Origin of the sequence: Paenibacillus sp. PastM-3 (assembly GCF_029893965.1) — a bacterium.
GTDB lineage: Bacteria > Bacillota > Bacilli > Paenibacillales > Paenibacillaceae > Paenibacillus_AQ.
Genome location: NZ_JARXXP010000003.1, coordinates 202,823 through 218,492 on the forward strand (window position 1 = coordinate 202,823; position 15,670 = coordinate 218,492).

Consider the following 15,670-nt stretch of genomic DNA (forward strand, 5'->3'; position numbering starts at 1 on the left):
TGGACGATTAACCTAGAGGGTGAGGGGGGAAATCGTCCTTGTTTTTTTCTTTAGATAAAATGAAACTTTTTCAGATCCGCAGCGTCTAATACTATGTTTTGTAAAAAGAGCGTGGCAAAAAAAACAGCATCACGGCCGCTGTTAAAGCGTTTTGTTTTACGGGATTATAAGCAGCAGACAGAGAACACACCTGCCTTATAGACTAAAAATGGGAGCTGAAGGAGTCATACCATGAATTTCAAAAAATTAACGTTAGTCGCTGCATTGGCTGTAACTCAGGCCGCAGCTGCGGTTCCGGCATATGCCGTACCGGTAAGTACCGCCGGAGTAACCGGCACTATAGTAAGTACAGCGCAGGCTGTTCAGCCTAGTGAGGCTGTTGTTCAGCCTGAAGCTACAGATCCGCTGCCAAGTGAGGTACCTGCAGGTACAGTCACACCGACAGCTACTCCGAATCCGGGCGCTACCCCTGAGCCTGCTGCATCTGCAGCTCCTTCGGCCGCTGCTACACCGGTTCCGACGGAAACTGCAGCTCCTGCTGCTACAGACGGAACGGTAGTTCAGCCGCAGAATACGGTAACCGCTGTATATGGAACCGCTGCTAACCAGCTTATCCTGCATATGAACAGCAGACAAATGTACAAAAACGGAATATCTTATCTGGCTAATCAGCCGATGGCTGTCAAGAACGGCGTGTCCTACGTTTCCATCCGCGCGATGGTCGAAATGGTAGGTGTAAGCTACACCTATGAAGCTAAAACAAAGGAAGTTGTTGTTACTAAAGGCAGCAGTGTAATGCGCTTCAAGACAGACAGCAAAATCTATACTGTAAATGGCACTAAAGTAACAATGAAAGGGCCTGCTTACCAGTTCAAAGGCACTTTTATGGTTCCGCTGACCTCCATTACCGCCGCCCTCAATCTTCCTTATACAGTGGATAACATTGGCAAGCGGGTTATTTTGACACTGAACACCAAGCCGACAGCAACATTCAGCGTACAGTCAACTGAAATTTTTGCCGGCCAGACTTATATTAACTACACCACTTCCAGCTCTTCACCGAACGGTACGCCGATTGTTGAGGAGCGCTGGAGTGACAACAAGCAGGATATTTACGAACAACCGGGGTATTATACAGTCACTTATTCCGTACGTGATGCGAACGGGCAGTGGAGTGACCCTTATTCTGTAACGATTCAGGTGCTGCAGCCTAACCAGCCGCCGGTCGCCAATTTCACCACTAACAAAGAAGAATACAAAATGGGTGAACCAATCACCCTGACCGATCTCAGCTATGATCCGGAGTACGAAGAGCTTACAGCTGAATGGACGAACCGCGCACTCGCATTCTTCAACCCGGGTCCGGTGTCGATCCAGCTGAAAGTAACCGATAAGCACGGATTGAGCAGCACCTTTGAAAAGACCATCAATATTACCAGCGAGCAGCTGTACACCCAGGATGAGGTGGCGAAGCTGTTCACGGTGCCTGGAGACGTTATCTCCATGGACGGCGGGATGATTCCCGGCCTGCCTAACCTGACTTATAATCTGTCTTCAGAAAATTACAAGCTTATCCGCAGTAACAGTCCGGAAACAGTGAATCAGGAGGGCGTGCTGTACCGCGAAACCTCGGTCGGCAATACCCGCTTCCTTGTTCATCACTTGAACAACATGTCTACAAGACAGAAGCTGTACGTGATTGCAACCAACAACAACCTGTATCCGACGACCATTACAACGCAGTATTCCGGGATTGCCGGTCCGGTCACTTCTCCGGAATATACAGGTAAAATTTCGATCCAGAAGTACTATAATTCGATGCTTACCAATGAGAAATATGGCACCACACTCCTGATGCCTGGTGAGAGCAAAGCTATTCTTACCGACATTAATAAAATTTCCATGAAGCCGGGCGAAGTCCTGTCGCTCAGCGCCGATCTGTTCAGTGATCTTACGGTTCAATACAACGTGGTGATGGTTGAAGAAAGCAAGGACCCGATTGCCCTGCTGCCTACATTGCCGATCCTGGACCGTGATGGTGTGCATAACCGCGGAACCTATCCCGACTCGACCCGGATCATCACCGTGAGCGATGTAGTCGGAACAACGCAGTCGAAGCTGATTCTGGGCGATAACAAAAATGACCTGAATCTGATCGGCATCGATCCGATGACCGGAACGGAGGCTTCCAATGCCGGGAACTTCGGTGTGCTGTACAAAATAAGATTTGAGCATGTTGCCGCCAACACGCTGATTACGTTTAATCCGCGCGGAGGCAATTACCTGGGCTCTCTAATGGTAAACAATACAATTGTTAACCTGCCTAATAAAGGCAGCCTGTCAAGCTCCGATATGAACGCCGTAGTCTATCGTTCCGGCAGTTATGACAGCTCGGTAGAAATTGTATTCTCGGTAGCTTCCGGAAGCAATCTGCCGGTGAACTTTGTGTTTACACCGCTGCCTGCGCTGAAGCAATAGGATATTGGTTATGACAAAACCGGCTAAAGCCCTGTTAACAGGCGCTTTAGCCGGTTTTGCTGTATCCGCCCGCCGCAGATGTCTCTGATTCCGGCAAAACTCCGGGAAGAAAGGAGACCCGGCTGCCCTGCTTGATTGACGGAGCAATGGTTTTGGGGCATTATAAAGAGAGTGCAACAGCAAATGAATTATGTTATGGGAGATGAGCGAATGCTGTCGACAGAACAAATACTGGAAGCCATGTCGGGGCAGGGGCTGCGAATCACCGATCAGCGCAAGACGCTTGCCAAGTTATTCGGCGAGAATACGGGATATTTGTCGGCGAAGGATGTCTATGACTATATGGGCCGCAAGTACAGCGGACTCAGCTTTGATACGGTCTACCGCAACCTGCGGGTCATGGAGGAGCTGGGTGTGCTTGAACAGGTGGTATTTGAAGACGGCGTTAAATTCAAAGCCAGCTGCAACCAGGATCACCATCATCATCATATGATCTGCCTTCAATGCATGAAGACTTATCCGATTCATTTCTGCCCGATGAATCTAACGGATACTCCGGACCAGTTCCGGGTAGTCAAGCATAAATTTGAGGTGTTCGGTTACTGCAAAGACTGTGAGAGCGGCAAGGAAGCAGAATCTGCACTTGCGGCCCACAGCAAAGAAGGCCGCTGATATGCCGGACCTGCGCAGAACGGTCCAGGCGCCGATCAGGGTATACCGCAAGTTCATATCACCGCTGAAGCCTGCGACCTGCCGGTTCTATCCGACCTGCTCCGCATACGCGCTGGAGGCGATAGAAGTGCACGGTCCGGTGAAGGGCTCCTGGCTGGCCGCCAAACGGATTGCCAGATGCCACCCCTTTCATCCGGGAGGGCTTGATCCTGTCCCGCCGCGGGAGAACCAGCCGCCGGATGAAGGGGCTGTCCGGCCGACTTGACAGGACGGCAGATTTTTGGGTATATTTTGGAGAATAATATGCATTCCGAGGAACGGATAAGTAAATCAGGTTGGCCATTACAGAGAGCCGGGAGCGCTGGGAACCGGTATGGTGCACAGATTGAAGATGGTCCGGGAGGAACTGTGCCCGAGCAGCGGCTGATGAAATAAGCGGCCTGTCGTAAGGACACAGCGTGATCCAGCGTTAATGGACAGTTCTTGAATAAAGGACTGGCGAAGCCTGCGCTCTGTGAGGAGCCGGGGAACTTTGGGTGGTATCGCGTGAGTATACTCTCGCCCCATATTGGGGCGGGAGTTTTTTGTGTGGACCTAAGCTGCATGATCATGAGATGTGCCAATACGAAAGGATGAACAGGAGCAATGAGTGAGAAGAAAACATTTTATCTGACAACCCCAATCTACTATCCGAGCGACAAACTGCATATCGGGCACGCCTATTCGACAGTAGCCGGCGATGCAATGGCCCGTTACAAGCGGCTGCGCGGCTATGAAGTACGCTATCTGACCGGTACGGACGAGCATGGGCAGAAAATTGAAGAAAAGGCAGCCAAGGCCGGCAAGACGCCTCAGGAGTTCGTTGACGGAATTGTTGTCGGAATCAAGGAGCTGTGGCGCAAGCTGGATATCTCCAATGATGACTTCATCCGCACCACCGAGGAACGCCATAAAACAGTGGTTGCCGATATTTTTGACCGTCTGCTGCAGCAGGGCGACATCTACAAAGGCGAATATGAAGGCTGGTATTGTATTTCTGACGAAACCTTCTATACGGAAACGCAGCTCGTGGACATCGAACGTGATGCGGACGGTAACATTACCGGCGGTAAAAGCCCGGATAGCGGACACCCGGTGGAGCTGGTAAAAGAAGAAAGCTACTTCTTCCGGATGAGCAAATATGCTGACCGCCTGCTGAAGTTCTACGAAGAGAATCCGGAGTTCATTCTGCCGGAATCACGCAAGAACGAAATGATCAACAACTTCATCAAGCCGGGTCTGGAGGATCTTGCTGTTTCCCGTACAACCTTTGACTGGGGCGTTAAGGTAAAAGGCGATGCCAAGCACGTAGTTTATGTATGGATTGATGCGCTCACCAACTATATTACGGCTCTCGGTTACGGCTCTGCCGACCGCAGCCTGTACGACAAGTTCTGGCCGGCGGATGTGCACATTGTCGGCAAGGAAATCGTCCGGTTCCACACGATCTACTGGCCGATCATCCTGATGGCGCTGGGCGAGCCGCTGCCGAAGAAGGTGTTTGCGCACGGCTGGCTGCTGATGAAGGACGGCAAGATGTCCAAATCGAAAGGCAACGTAGTAGATCCGGTGACCCTGATCGACCGCTACGGTCTGGATGCGCTGCGCTACTACCTGCTGCGTGAGGTTCCGTTCGGCTCTGACGGTACGTTTACTCCGGAAAGCTTCGTCGACCGGATCAACTATGACCTGGCCAATGACCTCGGCAACCTGCTCAACCGGACCGGAGCGATGGTAGAGAAATACTTCGGCGGCGAGCTGCCGGCTTACGCTGGTAAAGTTACGGCCTTTGACGGCGAGCTGGAAGCTGCTGTAGAGAGCACCTATGCGAAGGTAGAAGAAGCGATGGAAAAGATGGAGTTCTCCGTTGCGCTGACCGCCATCGGCGCGCTGATCAGCCGCACGAATAAATACATCGACGAAACCCAGCCATGGATGCTGGCCAAGGATGAGAGCAGAAACGGCGAGCTTGCCTCCGTTATGAGACATCTGGTGGAAGGACTGCGCACCGCTTCAATTCTGCTTCAGCCGTTTCTGACCGGCGCTCCGGCCAAGATTTGGGAGCAGCTGGGCATCCAGCCGGGTGAGCTGACCACCTGGGACAGCGGCCGCACCTTCGGCCTGATCCCGGCCGGCACGAAGCTCGCCAAGGGCGACCCGATCTTCCCGCGGCTTGACGTAGCCGTGGAAGTGGCCTACATCGCCGAAGCGATGGGTGCAGGCAAGCCGGCGGCAGCCGAGCCTGAAGCGGCGCCAGCAGAGGCTGCAGGCAGTGTTCCGGCGGCTGTAGAGCCGGAGGAAGAGCACAAGGAAGAAATCGGCATCGACGATTTCGCCAAAGCCGAGCTGCGCGTAGCCCAGGTTATTGCGGCCGAGCCGGTGAAGAAGGCCGACAAGCTGCTGAAGCTGCAGCTGGATCTGGGCTATGAGCAGCGCCAGGTGGTATCGGGCATCGCGAAGTTCTACACACCGGAAGAGCTGGTGGGGCGCAAGGTGATCTGCATCGTTAACCTGAAGCCGGTCAAGCTGCGCGGCGAGCTGTCCCAGGGCATGATTCTGGCAGCCTCCAAAGGCGACCAGCTGACCATCGCCACTGTGCCGGACAGCATGCCGAACGGAGCAATTGTGAAGTAGGAAGGACTGGTATTTGCATAGCATGTCTGTTGATATAGGCGTAAGCCGGAGTTAACAGTACGTATAGAAGAATGCCGCATGCCGGAAACGGGAGGCTCTGTTGATAAGACAGGGTGACACCCGCCGGCTGCAGGTGTTCTTTTTATTTTGACGAGGCAGAGATGGTGCTATAAGACTTAAGAAACAGTCAATACTGTTAGGAGAATTCTTGGGGTGAGCGGATCTTTGAGCCTCAACTCCTGCTGTGCCGAGCATTAGGTGGCTAACGGACCGGGGAGACCTTATGTTCAATGCAGAGGTGCTTTTGCGAGGCTAACGGACCGTAGCGCACTTATTGTACTTGAAATACTCCTTTTCGGGGCAAAAACCAGGATCTAAGAGCACTGGAGTCCGTTAGGATGAGGGAGCCGTGAGTTTTGAGGGGATAAGGGCGCTGGAGTCCGTTAGACTGTATAGGAGAGAGAACGCAAGCCAGAACGTTGAAGTCTGTTAGGCTAATGTGATGGGATTTTATCGGGAGGGGGAGCCCTGAGCCTGTAGCTGGATGGGAGGCGATTATTAGGAGTGAACACACCGCTTATTAGTATGCGGGAGCAGCTTTTGGAAGATTCATGGGTGGAAGGGAGAGTTCAGTGTTGACTTATCGTAACGATTACTATTATAATTCTCATAGTAAAATTTACGATTTAAGGGGTCGATAGAGAATATGTCTTTCAAAGGATTGAACCGGAAAATGCTGCTTATGCCTGCGCTGCTTGCATTGCTGGTCCTCACAGCGTGCGGAGCCAAGAGCAGCGGAAGTATTGTTGAAGGAAAAGCGAATGTTGTTACTACTTTCTATCCTATTTATGAGTTTACGAGTGAAATCGGCGGGGATGATATCAATGTGATCAACCTGCTGCCTGTCGGGGTAGAGCCGCATGACTGGACTCCGCGCAGCCAGGATATCATCAACACTTCCAAAGCACAGCTGTTCCTGTACAATGGTGCAGGTCTTGAGGGCTGGGTGCCGAATTTCCTGAAGAGCCTCGATAGCGGCAGTGAAGTGAAGGCTGTTGCAGTGAGCGAAGGTGTGGATTATATTATGACTGACGAAGATGACGGTCATAATCATGGCGGAGAAGCCCACGCCGAAGATGAGCATGCAGACGAAGAACATGCAGAAGGTGAACATGCTGACGAGGAACATGCAGATGAAGCACATGCTGACGAGGAGCATGCTGATGAAGCAGTGGGTGACAGTCTGCATACTGACCCGCATACCTGGGTAAGTCCGAAATCGGCGCTGATTATGGCTGAGAACATTAAGGACAGTCTGATTGAGGCGGATCCTGAACACCAGGCAGGCTATGAGGAGCGCTACAGCAAGCTGGTTGAGCGTCTGCAGGCCCTGGACAGTAAATTCGAGACGGAGCTTGCGAAGCTTCCGAATAAAGAAATTGTTGTATCCCATCAGGCGTTTGCCTATCTGGCCCGTGATTACGGTCTGAGCCAGCATGCGATTATGGGCTTGTCACCTGATGCAGAGCCGCGCGGCCAGGATCTGGTTAATCTGGCGGCACTGGTTAAGGAAGAAGGCATCAAATATATTTTTTTCGAAGAGCTGGTCTCCGATAAGCTGGCCAAAACACTTGCGGCTGAAGCCGGAGTAGAGACCATGGTGCTTAATCCGGTGGAAGGTCTTACGGAAGCGCAGGAGAAGAACGGCGATAATTATTTCACTTTGATGGAGAAAAATTTGCAAAATCTCATCCAGGCCTTACAATAAAAAAGAAAGCATAAATGAAAGTTAAGTGAAAGTTAAGTGAAAGGCGGTACACATCATGCAACCGGTATCCCTGGACTGCCATCAGCATATGATCGAAATAGAGGATTTGTCCTTCTCCTACGGAGAGCAGAAGGTCATATCCGGTCTGAGTTACACCGTGAAGGAGCGGGATTTCCTTGGCATTATCGGTTCCAACGGTGCGGGCAAAACCACTTTGATGAAAATGATCGTGGGCCTGCTGCCGCCAACCAGCGGAGATATCAAGCTGTTCGGCCAGTCAGTGCGCAAATTCAAGGACTGGGAACGGATCGGCTATGTTCCGCAAAAGAATGCCTTTAACCCGCTGTTCCCGGCCACGGTTCGCGAAGTCGTGCTGTCCGGACTGTACAATAACAAAAATCTGATCCGCCGCGTATCCAAAGCGCAGCACCGGCAATGCGACGACGCGCTGGAAGTAATGCGGATTCAGGATCTCGCGGACAAAAGAGTCGGCCAGCTCTCGGGCGGCCAGCAGCAGCGCGTCTTCCTGGCACGTGCGCTGATCAACCATCCGGATCTGCTGATTCTGGACGAACCTACGGTCGGAATTGATGCGGAGACGCAGGCGGGATTTTTTGAGCTTATTTTTCATATGCATGCCCATCACCACATGACATTCCTGATGGTATCGCATGACATCGACATGATCAAGAGCTACCTGGGCAATGAGCCGGTACAAAGCAACGGTAAAATCAACTTTTACTGCCGCCACTCCCATGACGCCCAGAACTGTGCTGCCGAGGACCTCCAGCATACGCTGGTCTAAAAAGAACGGGTTTCCTAGCTGAAAAAGACCAGTTGAGGAGACGCGGATCACGGACTATGCTGCTGGGCGATGTAAACAAATATATGCGTGAAGCAGTAGAACAACTCTTGTCCTATCTGCTCTGTAGGCGTATGTGCATCCGGTAAAGCAACTTTGCCAAATGTGTTTCCTGTGCTGTAAGCGGGGATAAGCATTAGGCTAGTAAAGTAACAGTGTTAAAAATGCTATAAGTAGGCGAAACTATTATAACATTTGTTTCTCTGTGCCAGCCTAAACCCGCCTTTTTCCCCGGGAATAGGTTTACAAAGTACATCTATTTGCTTGTTATCCGTATTTTTGCCTGATTTAGTTGCATAAAGTACGCTTATAGCTGAATTGAGCCGATAGTGGTTTGGGATAGGCGGAGGAGATTAGTAGCTATTGGACACAGCTGCAGCTACATATTAAATGTCTTTACAGTAACCATTCAGTCTACCTTGTCCCTAAACACCACCATTCGTAAAGCGTGTCCCTGTAAGGGACGTAAGCGATCTTTCATCATCGCACCTAGATGCCACAAGCAGAATCGCCTACGCCAGTTGCACTTAACGGGTGTCCAGAGGGCAGAGCCCCCCAGGCCCTCTCTTGGAAGGGAGGGTTTGGGAGGGTTCGAAAACGCTTTTGCAAAAGGATTGGTTTGTTTCTAATTATTAATGAGGAGATATCATCTTGGAAATTTTATTCAGTGACTTTTTTCAGCGGGCGCTTGCGGGCGGGCTGATGATTGGGATTACGGCGCCGCTGATCGGCGTTTTTCTTGTGTTACGGCGTTTGTCCATGATCGGGGATACGCTGGCGCATGTTACGATTGCCGGAGTGGCGCTCGGGTTTCTGACCGGCTTTTATCCGCTTGGAGCGGGGCTGATCTTTGCGGTGGTGGCTTCGTTTGCAATCGAGAAGCTGCGCAAAGCCTATAAGAGCTATGCCGAGCTCTCCATCGCGATCATTATGTCGGGCGGGGTGGCGCTGGCGTCTCTGTTCTTTACTCTGGGCAAAGGGTATAATGCAGATGTAATGAGTTATTTATTCGGAAGTATATATACGCTAGATAACACGGATCTGATCGTCGTCGGAATTGTCACTATAGCGGTGGTTGTGGTAGTAGCGCTGTTCTTCAAGGAATTCTTCCTGCTCAGCTTTGAAGAGGATGCAGCGAGCGTCAGCGGGCTGCCGGTCAAGCTGCTCAATATGCTGATTACCGTTCTTACGGCGCTTGTAATCAGTACTGCGATCAAAATTGTCGGCTCCCTGCTCGTATCGGCGCTGCTGACTATCCCGGTGGCCATTAGTCTGCTGCTGTCACGCAGCTTTAAGTCTTCGGTTGTCCTGTCTGTAATCATTGCGGAAATCGCCGTTGTCGGCGGCCTGGTTATAGCCGGTGTCTGGAACCTTGCTCCCGGAGCAACGATTGTTCTGCTGCTAATTGCCCTGCTTGCCCTGACTTTGATCGGCAAAAAAGGGCTGCCTGCCTAGTTCTTTAATAGCGAAGTGACCCCCTAATCCGGAAGGAGAGCTGCCGCTTTGTCCAATCTGAATGCAGGAATCGCTTTTGCCGCTGGTGTGGCGTCCTTTATCTCGCCCTGCTGTCTGCCGCTCTACCCCTCGTACCTGTCCTATATTACAGGCTTATCGGTTCAGCAGCTTAAAAACGGCAGCAACAGCAAAGAGGTCCGTTTCCGGACCCTCTCGCATACGCTGGCTTTTATTTTGGGTTTTTCGGCTGTTTTCTATACGCTCGGCTTTGGTGCCGGGCTGTTCGGACAGTTTTTTAACGGCCAGCGGGACCTGATCCGCCAGCTGTCGGCCATTCTGATCATCGTGATGGGGCTGTTCCTGCTGGGCGTCTTCCAGCCGCAGTTTCTGCTGCGTGAACGCAAGCTGAATCTGAAGTGGAAGCCGGCCGGGTATGCCGGATCTTTTATCTTCGGCATCGGATTCTCCGCTGGCTGGTCCCCCTGTATCGGGCCGATTCTTACGGCGATCATCGCGCTGTCTGCCAGTGACCCGGGCACCTGGTTTACCATGATCACCGCCTACAGCATCGGTTTTGCGCTCCCGTTCTTTGCCCTGGCCTTCTTCCTGGGCGGGGCAAGGCGCATTCTGAAATATTCAAATGCACTGATGAAGGCCGGGGGTGCGCTGATGATCCTGATGGGCTTCCTGCTGTTTACCGACCAGATGTTCAGGATTACAATCTGGCTGCAGGGAGTCACGCCGGACTGGCTGATTTTTTAGCAGTTTAATGGGACTGTTTAAGTAAAATAATCAATGCCGGCCTCGGGAAAATGCTCGAAAATCCGCTCTGTGATGAATTCGCGCAGGGCGGTTTGCTGTTCATCAGGATAGACATATTTGTTCTGCCCCCAGCGGCCCCATTTTTTCTTGCGTTTCTCGATATCCATTTCCAGCTTGGATTTGGGATAACGCTTCTCGATGACCGCTTTGGCTGTTTTGGTGAACCGGTGCTGGATCATTTCGAAGGTCAGGCCTTTGCCTGTACCGGGAGGCATCGCTTTTGCCAGCTTGGCCAGCAGCTCCGCATAGCCTTCCTCCCAGCCGTCATGCCAGATGATGGGCGCAATGATGAATCCCAGCGGATAACCGGCCCGGGCAACCTTCCCGGCGGCTTCAATCCGTTCCTCAAAGCGGGCGGTGGCAGGCTCGAAATTTTTGATTACATAGTCGGCGTTAATGCTGAAGCGGATCCGGGTGTGCCCGTTGTGCTCCAGACCGAGCAGGGGGTCGACATGCTGATACTTGGTAACAAAGCGCAGCCGGGCCAGCGGCTCCTTGGCCATATAAGTAATCAGCTCGGCAAGCGAGCCGGTAATATGCTCCAGCCCCAGCGGATCGGAGGTACAGGCAGCTTCAAAGGTGGTGATTTCCGGCGCGCGCTCATCGATGTATTTTTTGGCGGCATCCAGGATATCCCCTGTATTTACATACACTCGTATATAGGGCTTCGCGCCCAGCGTGGTCTGAAGATAACAATAATGGCAATGGCCCATGCACCCTGTGGCAATGGGAATGGCATAATCGGCGGAAGGCTTGGACTGGTCAAAAGTGAGCGTTTTACGCAGGCCTACCACAAGCGTACGCTTGGCGATTTTGTATTGCTCGAGCTCGCCTTCACCGGGCAGATTGGTAATCCGGTTATGTGAGGTGGTCATCCGGTAGGGGATGTTCTGGGCTTTGACCCACTGCATGATCTGCTCCCCTTTGGGATAGTTCAACGCATCCGGCTCAAAAAAAACCAGCTCAGGAATGAATAATCCGGTAGGCTTCGGCTTTCTTTTGACAGCAGGACGTTCTGGTATTGCGATTGTCATGAACTCACACTCCTTCCGTATAGGCTTAACGATATTGTGCCATTTAGCGCTGTCCTGAAATCATGGTAAACATCGTTAACGGCAGCAGGTGCTTTTCCGCGGGGCTTGCCAAGGAGCTGCAGAAACATGTATCATTGTTAGAGCAAGGCTCGGCCCCCGTGCCACGCTCATTATAGAAAAGAGGTAAACTTGAATGCCAACACCCAGCATGGAGGATTATTTGGAGCGCATTTACAAGCTCATCGACGAGAAGGGTTATGCGCGGGTTTCGGATATTGCCGAGGGCTTGGAAGTACACCCCTCCTCTGTAACCAAGATGATCCAAAAACTGGATAAGGACGAATATCTCATCTATGAGAAATATCGTGGGCTTGTCCTGACGAGCAAAGGTAAGAAAGTAGGAAAACGGCTGGTTGACCGGCATCAGCTGCTGGAGGAGTTCCTCGGCCTGATCGGAGTGCAGCAGGAGCATATTTATAAGGATGTCGAAGGCATTGAGCATCATCTGAGCTGGGATTCGATTACGCGTATCGAAACGCTGGTGGAGTATTTCCGCCGTGATGAGGAACGCGTGAAGACCTTATATGATATTCACAATGAGCTGGTCAGCGATTCATAAAAAGTCTGTTTCTGTATGGTATACCGCAACCTTTCCAGTTTTTTTACGTCAAAACGGATAACGTCCTTTAACGAAGTATGAGAAAGTATAGCATCCTGTTATACTTTTACTTGTATTTCTCCGTTTTGCAAGAAACGGCCGTCTCCCTTACATAAGGACGAGAGGCCGTTTTTTTGCGTTCATTTCATGTACAACAGGGAGGAATTATGAATTACCGAAAATGGTTTTTGGGAGTATTGGTGCTGATGCTGCTTCTGCCGGTATGGCCGGGAAGTATCCGCGCGGCTGCGGTTCAGATCACGATTGAACTGGACGGGGAGGCACTGAATCCTGACGTGCCGCCGTATATTACGGCTTCAGGCGTAACGATGGTTCCGGTCGGTGTAGTCAGCCAGGGACTTGGTGCAGCGGTTGAATGGAGCCAGAGCAGCAAGACAGCGACGATCAGTAAAGGGGATACCGTGCTGAAGCTGACCAGCGGCAAACAGACAGCATTGGTCAATGCAGCCTCTGTGCGTCTGGATACCTCGGTGCAGATCAGACAGGGCCGGGTAATGGTACCGCTGCGCTTTGTAAGTGAACAGCTCGGCCTTCAAGTGGTATGGAACCAGGCGGCCAAGCATATCGCCCTGTATTCAAATGCAGAGATTACGGGTCCATCCGTACCATCAACCCCGTCTGTACCAACGGTGCCTGCACCGTCGGTGCCATCTGTACCAACTCCGGCACTTCCCGGTAATACAGGGAAAGCGATGAAGGGAGCATGGATCTCCACCGTGTTCAATCTGGACTGGCCGTCCGCGTCTTCAGCGGGCAATTCATCGAAGCAGAAGCAGGAGTTTGACACCTTGCTGGACAAGCTGCAGACGACCGGCTTCAACGCTGTATTTGTGCAGGTGCGTCCCTCAGGGGACAGCCTGTACGCTTCACAGATTGTTCCCTGGTCCAAGGTGCTGACCGGCACGCAGGGTAAGGTCCCGGATTATGATCCGCTGGAATACATCGTGAGTGCGGCGCATCAGCGCGGCATGCAGATCCATGCCTGGTTCAACCCGTTCAGGGCGACTACAGATATAGCAGCTGCTACACTTGCCGGCCTGGCCGGCAATCATGTATCCAAAGCTCATCCGGACTGGATAGTCAAGGCAGACAGCAAGCTGTATATTAATCCCGGCATTCCCGAGGCCCGCCAGCATATAATTGATACGGTGATGGAGGTCGTCCGGGGCTATGACATCGACGGTGTGCATCTGGATGATTATTTCTATCCCTCGGGTGTAGCCTTTGCCGATGATGAAGCCTTCAAGACCTATAATGCTGCAGGGATTGCCGGCAAGGCAGACTGGCGGCGGAACAATATTAATGTATTCATCCGTCAGCTGGGCCAGGAGATTCATACCGCCAAGCCGGCAGTATCTTATGGAGTCAGCCCGTTCGGCGTCTGGCGCAATAAAAAAGCTGACAGTACCGGATCAGACACTACAGCAGGGGTAACAGCCTATGATGATATGTATGCGGATACCCGTACCTGGATCAAGAACGGCTGGATCGATTACATCGCCCCGCAGATTTACTGGAGCCTGTCCTTTTCGGCAGCCCGCTATGACAAGCTTGTGGACTGGTGGGTGAATGAAGTTAAAGGCACGGGCGTCAAGCTGTACATCGGCCAGGCGGCTTACAAGGTAGGAGACACGAAGCAGACTGCCGAATGGCAGAGCGGTGAACAGATTATCAACCAGCTGAAATACAACGATAAATACGATGAAGTGGCCGGAAGCATTATGTTCCGTGCTAACGATATTGCCGTACGTAATCCGTACGGGCTTGCAAGCCTGCTGGCCTTTTATTTTAAGTCATAGAAGTCATGAATACTCCCCCGTGCTCATAGATAAGCAGTAGATCTATGGAACGGGGGTTTGCCGTGTATGGAGATCAATGCAGTCTTTGAAGGCGGCGGGGTAAAAGGAGTGGCACTGGCCGGAGCGGTTGAAGCGACAGAGCGGGCAGGCGGTGTTTTTAAAAGAGTGGCGGGAACTTCCTCCGGTTCGATTATCGCTTCTTTTCTGGCAGCAGGCTACGACGGGGAGGATATGAGCCGGATCATCAGGCAGACACCGTTTACCTCCTTTCTCAAGCGGGGAATGCTCTACAACACTGCACTGATTGGTCCGGCGCTGCGCGTCATGATCAAAAAGGGGCTGTATTCCGGGGAAGCCCTGGAGAGCTGGGTACGCGGCATCCTGAAGCAAAAAGGCATCGTCACCTTCAGCGATCTGCCCCGGGGCAAGCTGTCGGTCATCGCATCGGATATTACCAATGGCCGGATCATTATTCTGCCGGACGATCTTCCCGAGTACGGGATTTCACCGGACAGGTTCGAGGTTGCCAAGGCGGTACGGATGAGCTGCAGCATTCCCTATTTCTTCGATCCGGTCATGCTTCGGCTAAACGGGCAGGCGGCGCAGGGGAAGACTTTTATGGAGCAGTTCGTCTATGTCGTGGACGGGGGGGTGCTGAGTAATTTTCCGCTGTGGCTGTTTGATGAAAAGAAGGAAGGCTTCAAAAGCCCTGAACACCGGACACCGACGGTCGGCTACCAGCTGATCGGAAAGACGGAGCCGCAGCCGCACCGGATTACCGGGCCGTTCACGATGCTGCAAGCAATGATAGGCACGATGCTGTCCGCACATGATGAGCGCTACATTGAAACTGAGAAGTTCGTGCGTACCGTCAAGATACCGACCCTGGGCATCTCCACGACACAATTTCATCTCACGGCACAGGAGAGCGATGAGCTGTATGCGGCAGGAATGAAGGCAGGCGAGGAATTTTTCCGGAACTGGCGGCCGCACAAGCACAGGATTTAGGGCGGATCATGTTTGCACACAAAAAGCCTCCCGCATGACTGCTTGCGCAGCACCGGGAGGCTTTGGTTATTCTAATGATATTTGGGCAGCTGATCGTCGTTTTTGCCTTTGCTGCCTTCGATAACCTGAAACGGATAACTTTTGCGTTTGCCGGGAGCTGTCTGGGCCTTGCGGACCCCGGCAACCTTGGCCATTGTCTTCTGGGATGGTTTGACCTTCGGCCTTGAACGGCCGGAGCCTGAGCCGTAGGACGGGCCTTTCATAGCCAGCCTGTAAGCGAACACCAGCAGTCCTACCAGGATGAAGGTCGGAAGCAGCTGCAGGAACAGCCACCAGAATCCGAAATTCATTACCCCGTAAACCAGTCCATAAACGCCAAGAATAACGCTGATCCAAAAAAGTAAAGCATGCCTGATCATA

At 52.1% G+C, this 15,670-nt stretch carries 13 protein-coding genes; 11 read left to right on the top strand and 2 right to left on the bottom strand.

Going from position 1 to position 15,670, the window contains the following annotated elements:
- Positions 1 to 231: 231 nt before the first annotated feature.
- The 8 genes from M2108_RS07515 to M2108_RS07550 all read left to right on the top strand — a co-directional run bounded on the left by M2108_RS07515 (position 232) and on the right by M2108_RS07550 (position 10,670).
- Positions 232 to 2,478 carry a stalk domain-containing protein gene (locus M2108_RS07515; protein ID WP_277468583.1) on the top strand — a complete coding sequence of 749 codons (2,247 nt, stop codon included), beginning with the start codon at positions 232 to 234 and terminating at the stop codon, positions 2,476 to 2,478.
- Positions 2,479 to 2,688: 210 nt separating this feature from the next.
- Positions 2,689 to 3,150, top strand: a complete 462-nt coding sequence (locus M2108_RS07520) for a Fur family transcriptional regulator (protein WP_042204122.1) — start codon at positions 2,689 to 2,691, stop codon at positions 3,148 to 3,150.
- Position 3,151: 1 nt separating this feature from the next.
- On the top strand, positions 3,152 to 3,415 hold the full coding sequence (yidD, locus tag M2108_RS07525; protein ID WP_277468581.1) for a membrane protein insertion efficiency factor YidD: 264 nt from the start codon (positions 3,152 to 3,154) through the stop codon (positions 3,413 to 3,415).
- 380 nt (positions 3,416 to 3,795) lie between these two features.
- Positions 3,796 to 5,823, top strand: a complete 2,028-nt coding sequence (gene metG, locus M2108_RS07530; RefSeq protein ID WP_277468580.1) for a methionine--tRNA ligase — start codon at positions 3,796 to 3,798, stop codon at positions 5,821 to 5,823.
- Positions 5,824 to 6,529: 706 nt separating this feature from the next.
- Positions 6,530 to 7,591 (top strand): metal ABC transporter solute-binding protein, Zn/Mn family, encoded by a 1,062-nt coding sequence (locus tag M2108_RS07535; RefSeq protein ID WP_277468578.1) that lies wholly within the window; start codon positions 6,530 to 6,532, stop codon positions 7,589 to 7,591.
- Between the two features lie 88 nt (positions 7,592 to 7,679).
- Positions 7,680 to 8,396, top strand: a complete 717-nt coding sequence (locus tag M2108_RS07540) for a metal ABC transporter ATP-binding protein (RefSeq protein WP_481857206.1) — start codon at positions 7,680 to 7,682, stop codon at positions 8,394 to 8,396.
- Positions 8,397 to 9,104: 708 nt separating this feature from the next.
- Complete coding sequence (locus M2108_RS07545; RefSeq protein ID WP_068728581.1) at positions 9,105 to 9,908, top strand: metal ABC transporter permease; 804 nt, start codon at positions 9,105 to 9,107, stop codon at positions 9,906 to 9,908.
- A gap of 48 nt (positions 9,909 to 9,956) precedes the next feature.
- Positions 9,957 to 10,670 carry a cytochrome c biogenesis CcdA family protein gene (locus M2108_RS07550; protein ID WP_277468576.1) on the top strand — a complete coding sequence of 238 codons (714 nt, stop codon included), beginning with the start codon at positions 9,957 to 9,959 and terminating at the stop codon, positions 10,668 to 10,670.
- A gap of 17 nt (positions 10,671 to 10,687) precedes the next feature.
- Here M2108_RS07550 and splB read toward each other — a convergent pair whose 3' ends face one another.
- Positions 10,688 to 11,764 carry a spore photoproduct lyase gene (splB, locus tag M2108_RS07555; RefSeq protein WP_277468575.1) on the bottom strand — a complete coding sequence of 359 codons (1,077 nt, stop codon included), beginning with the start codon at positions 11,762 to 11,764 and terminating at the stop codon, positions 10,688 to 10,690.
- A gap of 193 nt (positions 11,765 to 11,957) precedes the next feature.
- On the opposite strand from splB, the gene mntR reads away from it, so the two are divergent.
- From mntR to M2108_RS07570, 3 genes are all read left to right on the top strand, one after another.
- A complete protein-coding gene (gene mntR, locus M2108_RS07560; RefSeq protein ID WP_039875255.1) occupies positions 11,958 to 12,383 on the top strand; it encodes a transcriptional regulator MntR in 426 nt (141 codons plus the stop codon).
- Between the two features lie 206 nt (positions 12,384 to 12,589).
- Positions 12,590 to 14,242, top strand: coding sequence for a family 10 glycosylhydrolase (locus tag M2108_RS07565; RefSeq protein WP_277468573.1), 1,653 nt, complete (start codon positions 12,590 to 12,592; stop codon positions 14,240 to 14,242).
- A 66-nt stretch (positions 14,243 to 14,308) separates the two neighbouring features.
- Positions 14,309 to 15,250 carry a patatin-like phospholipase family protein gene (locus M2108_RS07570; RefSeq protein WP_277468572.1) on the top strand — a complete coding sequence of 314 codons (942 nt, stop codon included), beginning with the start codon at positions 14,309 to 14,311 and terminating at the stop codon, positions 15,248 to 15,250.
- Between the two features lie 71 nt (positions 15,251 to 15,321).
- On the opposite strand, the gene M2108_RS07575 is transcribed toward M2108_RS07570, so the two are convergent.
- Positions 15,322 to 15,669 carry a hypothetical protein gene (locus tag M2108_RS07575; RefSeq protein WP_277468570.1) on the bottom strand — a complete coding sequence of 116 codons (348 nt, stop codon included), beginning with the start codon at positions 15,667 to 15,669 and terminating at the stop codon, positions 15,322 to 15,324.
- Between the last annotated feature and the right edge of the window lies 1 nt (position 15,670).

What these genes read in the sequence shown, in the direction of transcription:
- M2108_RS07515 (WP_277468583.1), top strand. Translation starts at nt 232, where the DNA reads ATGAATTTCAAAAAATTAACGTTAGTCGCTGCATTGGCTGTAACTCAG.
- M2108_RS07520 (WP_042204122.1), top strand. Translation starts at nt 2,689, where the DNA reads ATGCTGTCGACAGAACAAATACTGGAAGCCATGTCGGGGCAGGGGCTG.
- yidD (WP_277468581.1), top strand. Translation starts at nt 3,152, where the DNA reads ATGCCGGACCTGCGCAGAACGGTCCAGGCGCCGATCAGGGTATACCGC.
- metG (WP_277468580.1), top strand. Translation starts at nt 3,796, where the DNA reads ATGAGTGAGAAGAAAACATTTTATCTGACAACCCCAATCTACTATCCG.
- M2108_RS07535 (WP_277468578.1), top strand. Translation starts at nt 6,530, where the DNA reads ATGTCTTTCAAAGGATTGAACCGGAAAATGCTGCTTATGCCTGCGCTG.
- M2108_RS07540 (WP_481857206.1), top strand. Translation starts at nt 7,680, where the DNA reads ATGATCGAAATAGAGGATTTGTCCTTCTCCTACGGAGAGCAGAAGGTC.
- splB (WP_277468575.1), bottom strand. Translation starts at nt 11,764, where the DNA reads ATGACAATCGCAATACCAGAACGTCCTGCTGTCAAAAGAAAGCCGAAG.
- mntR (WP_039875255.1), top strand. Translation starts at nt 11,958, where the DNA reads ATGCCAACACCCAGCATGGAGGATTATTTGGAGCGCATTTACAAGCTC.
- M2108_RS07565 (WP_277468573.1), top strand. Translation starts at nt 12,590, where the DNA reads ATGAATTACCGAAAATGGTTTTTGGGAGTATTGGTGCTGATGCTGCTT.
- M2108_RS07570 (WP_277468572.1), top strand. Translation starts at nt 14,309, where the DNA reads ATGGAGATCAATGCAGTCTTTGAAGGCGGCGGGGTAAAAGGAGTGGCA.
- M2108_RS07575 (WP_277468570.1), bottom strand. Translation starts at nt 15,669, where the DNA reads ATGATCAGGCATGCTTTACTTTTTTGGATCAGCGTTATTCTTGGCGTT.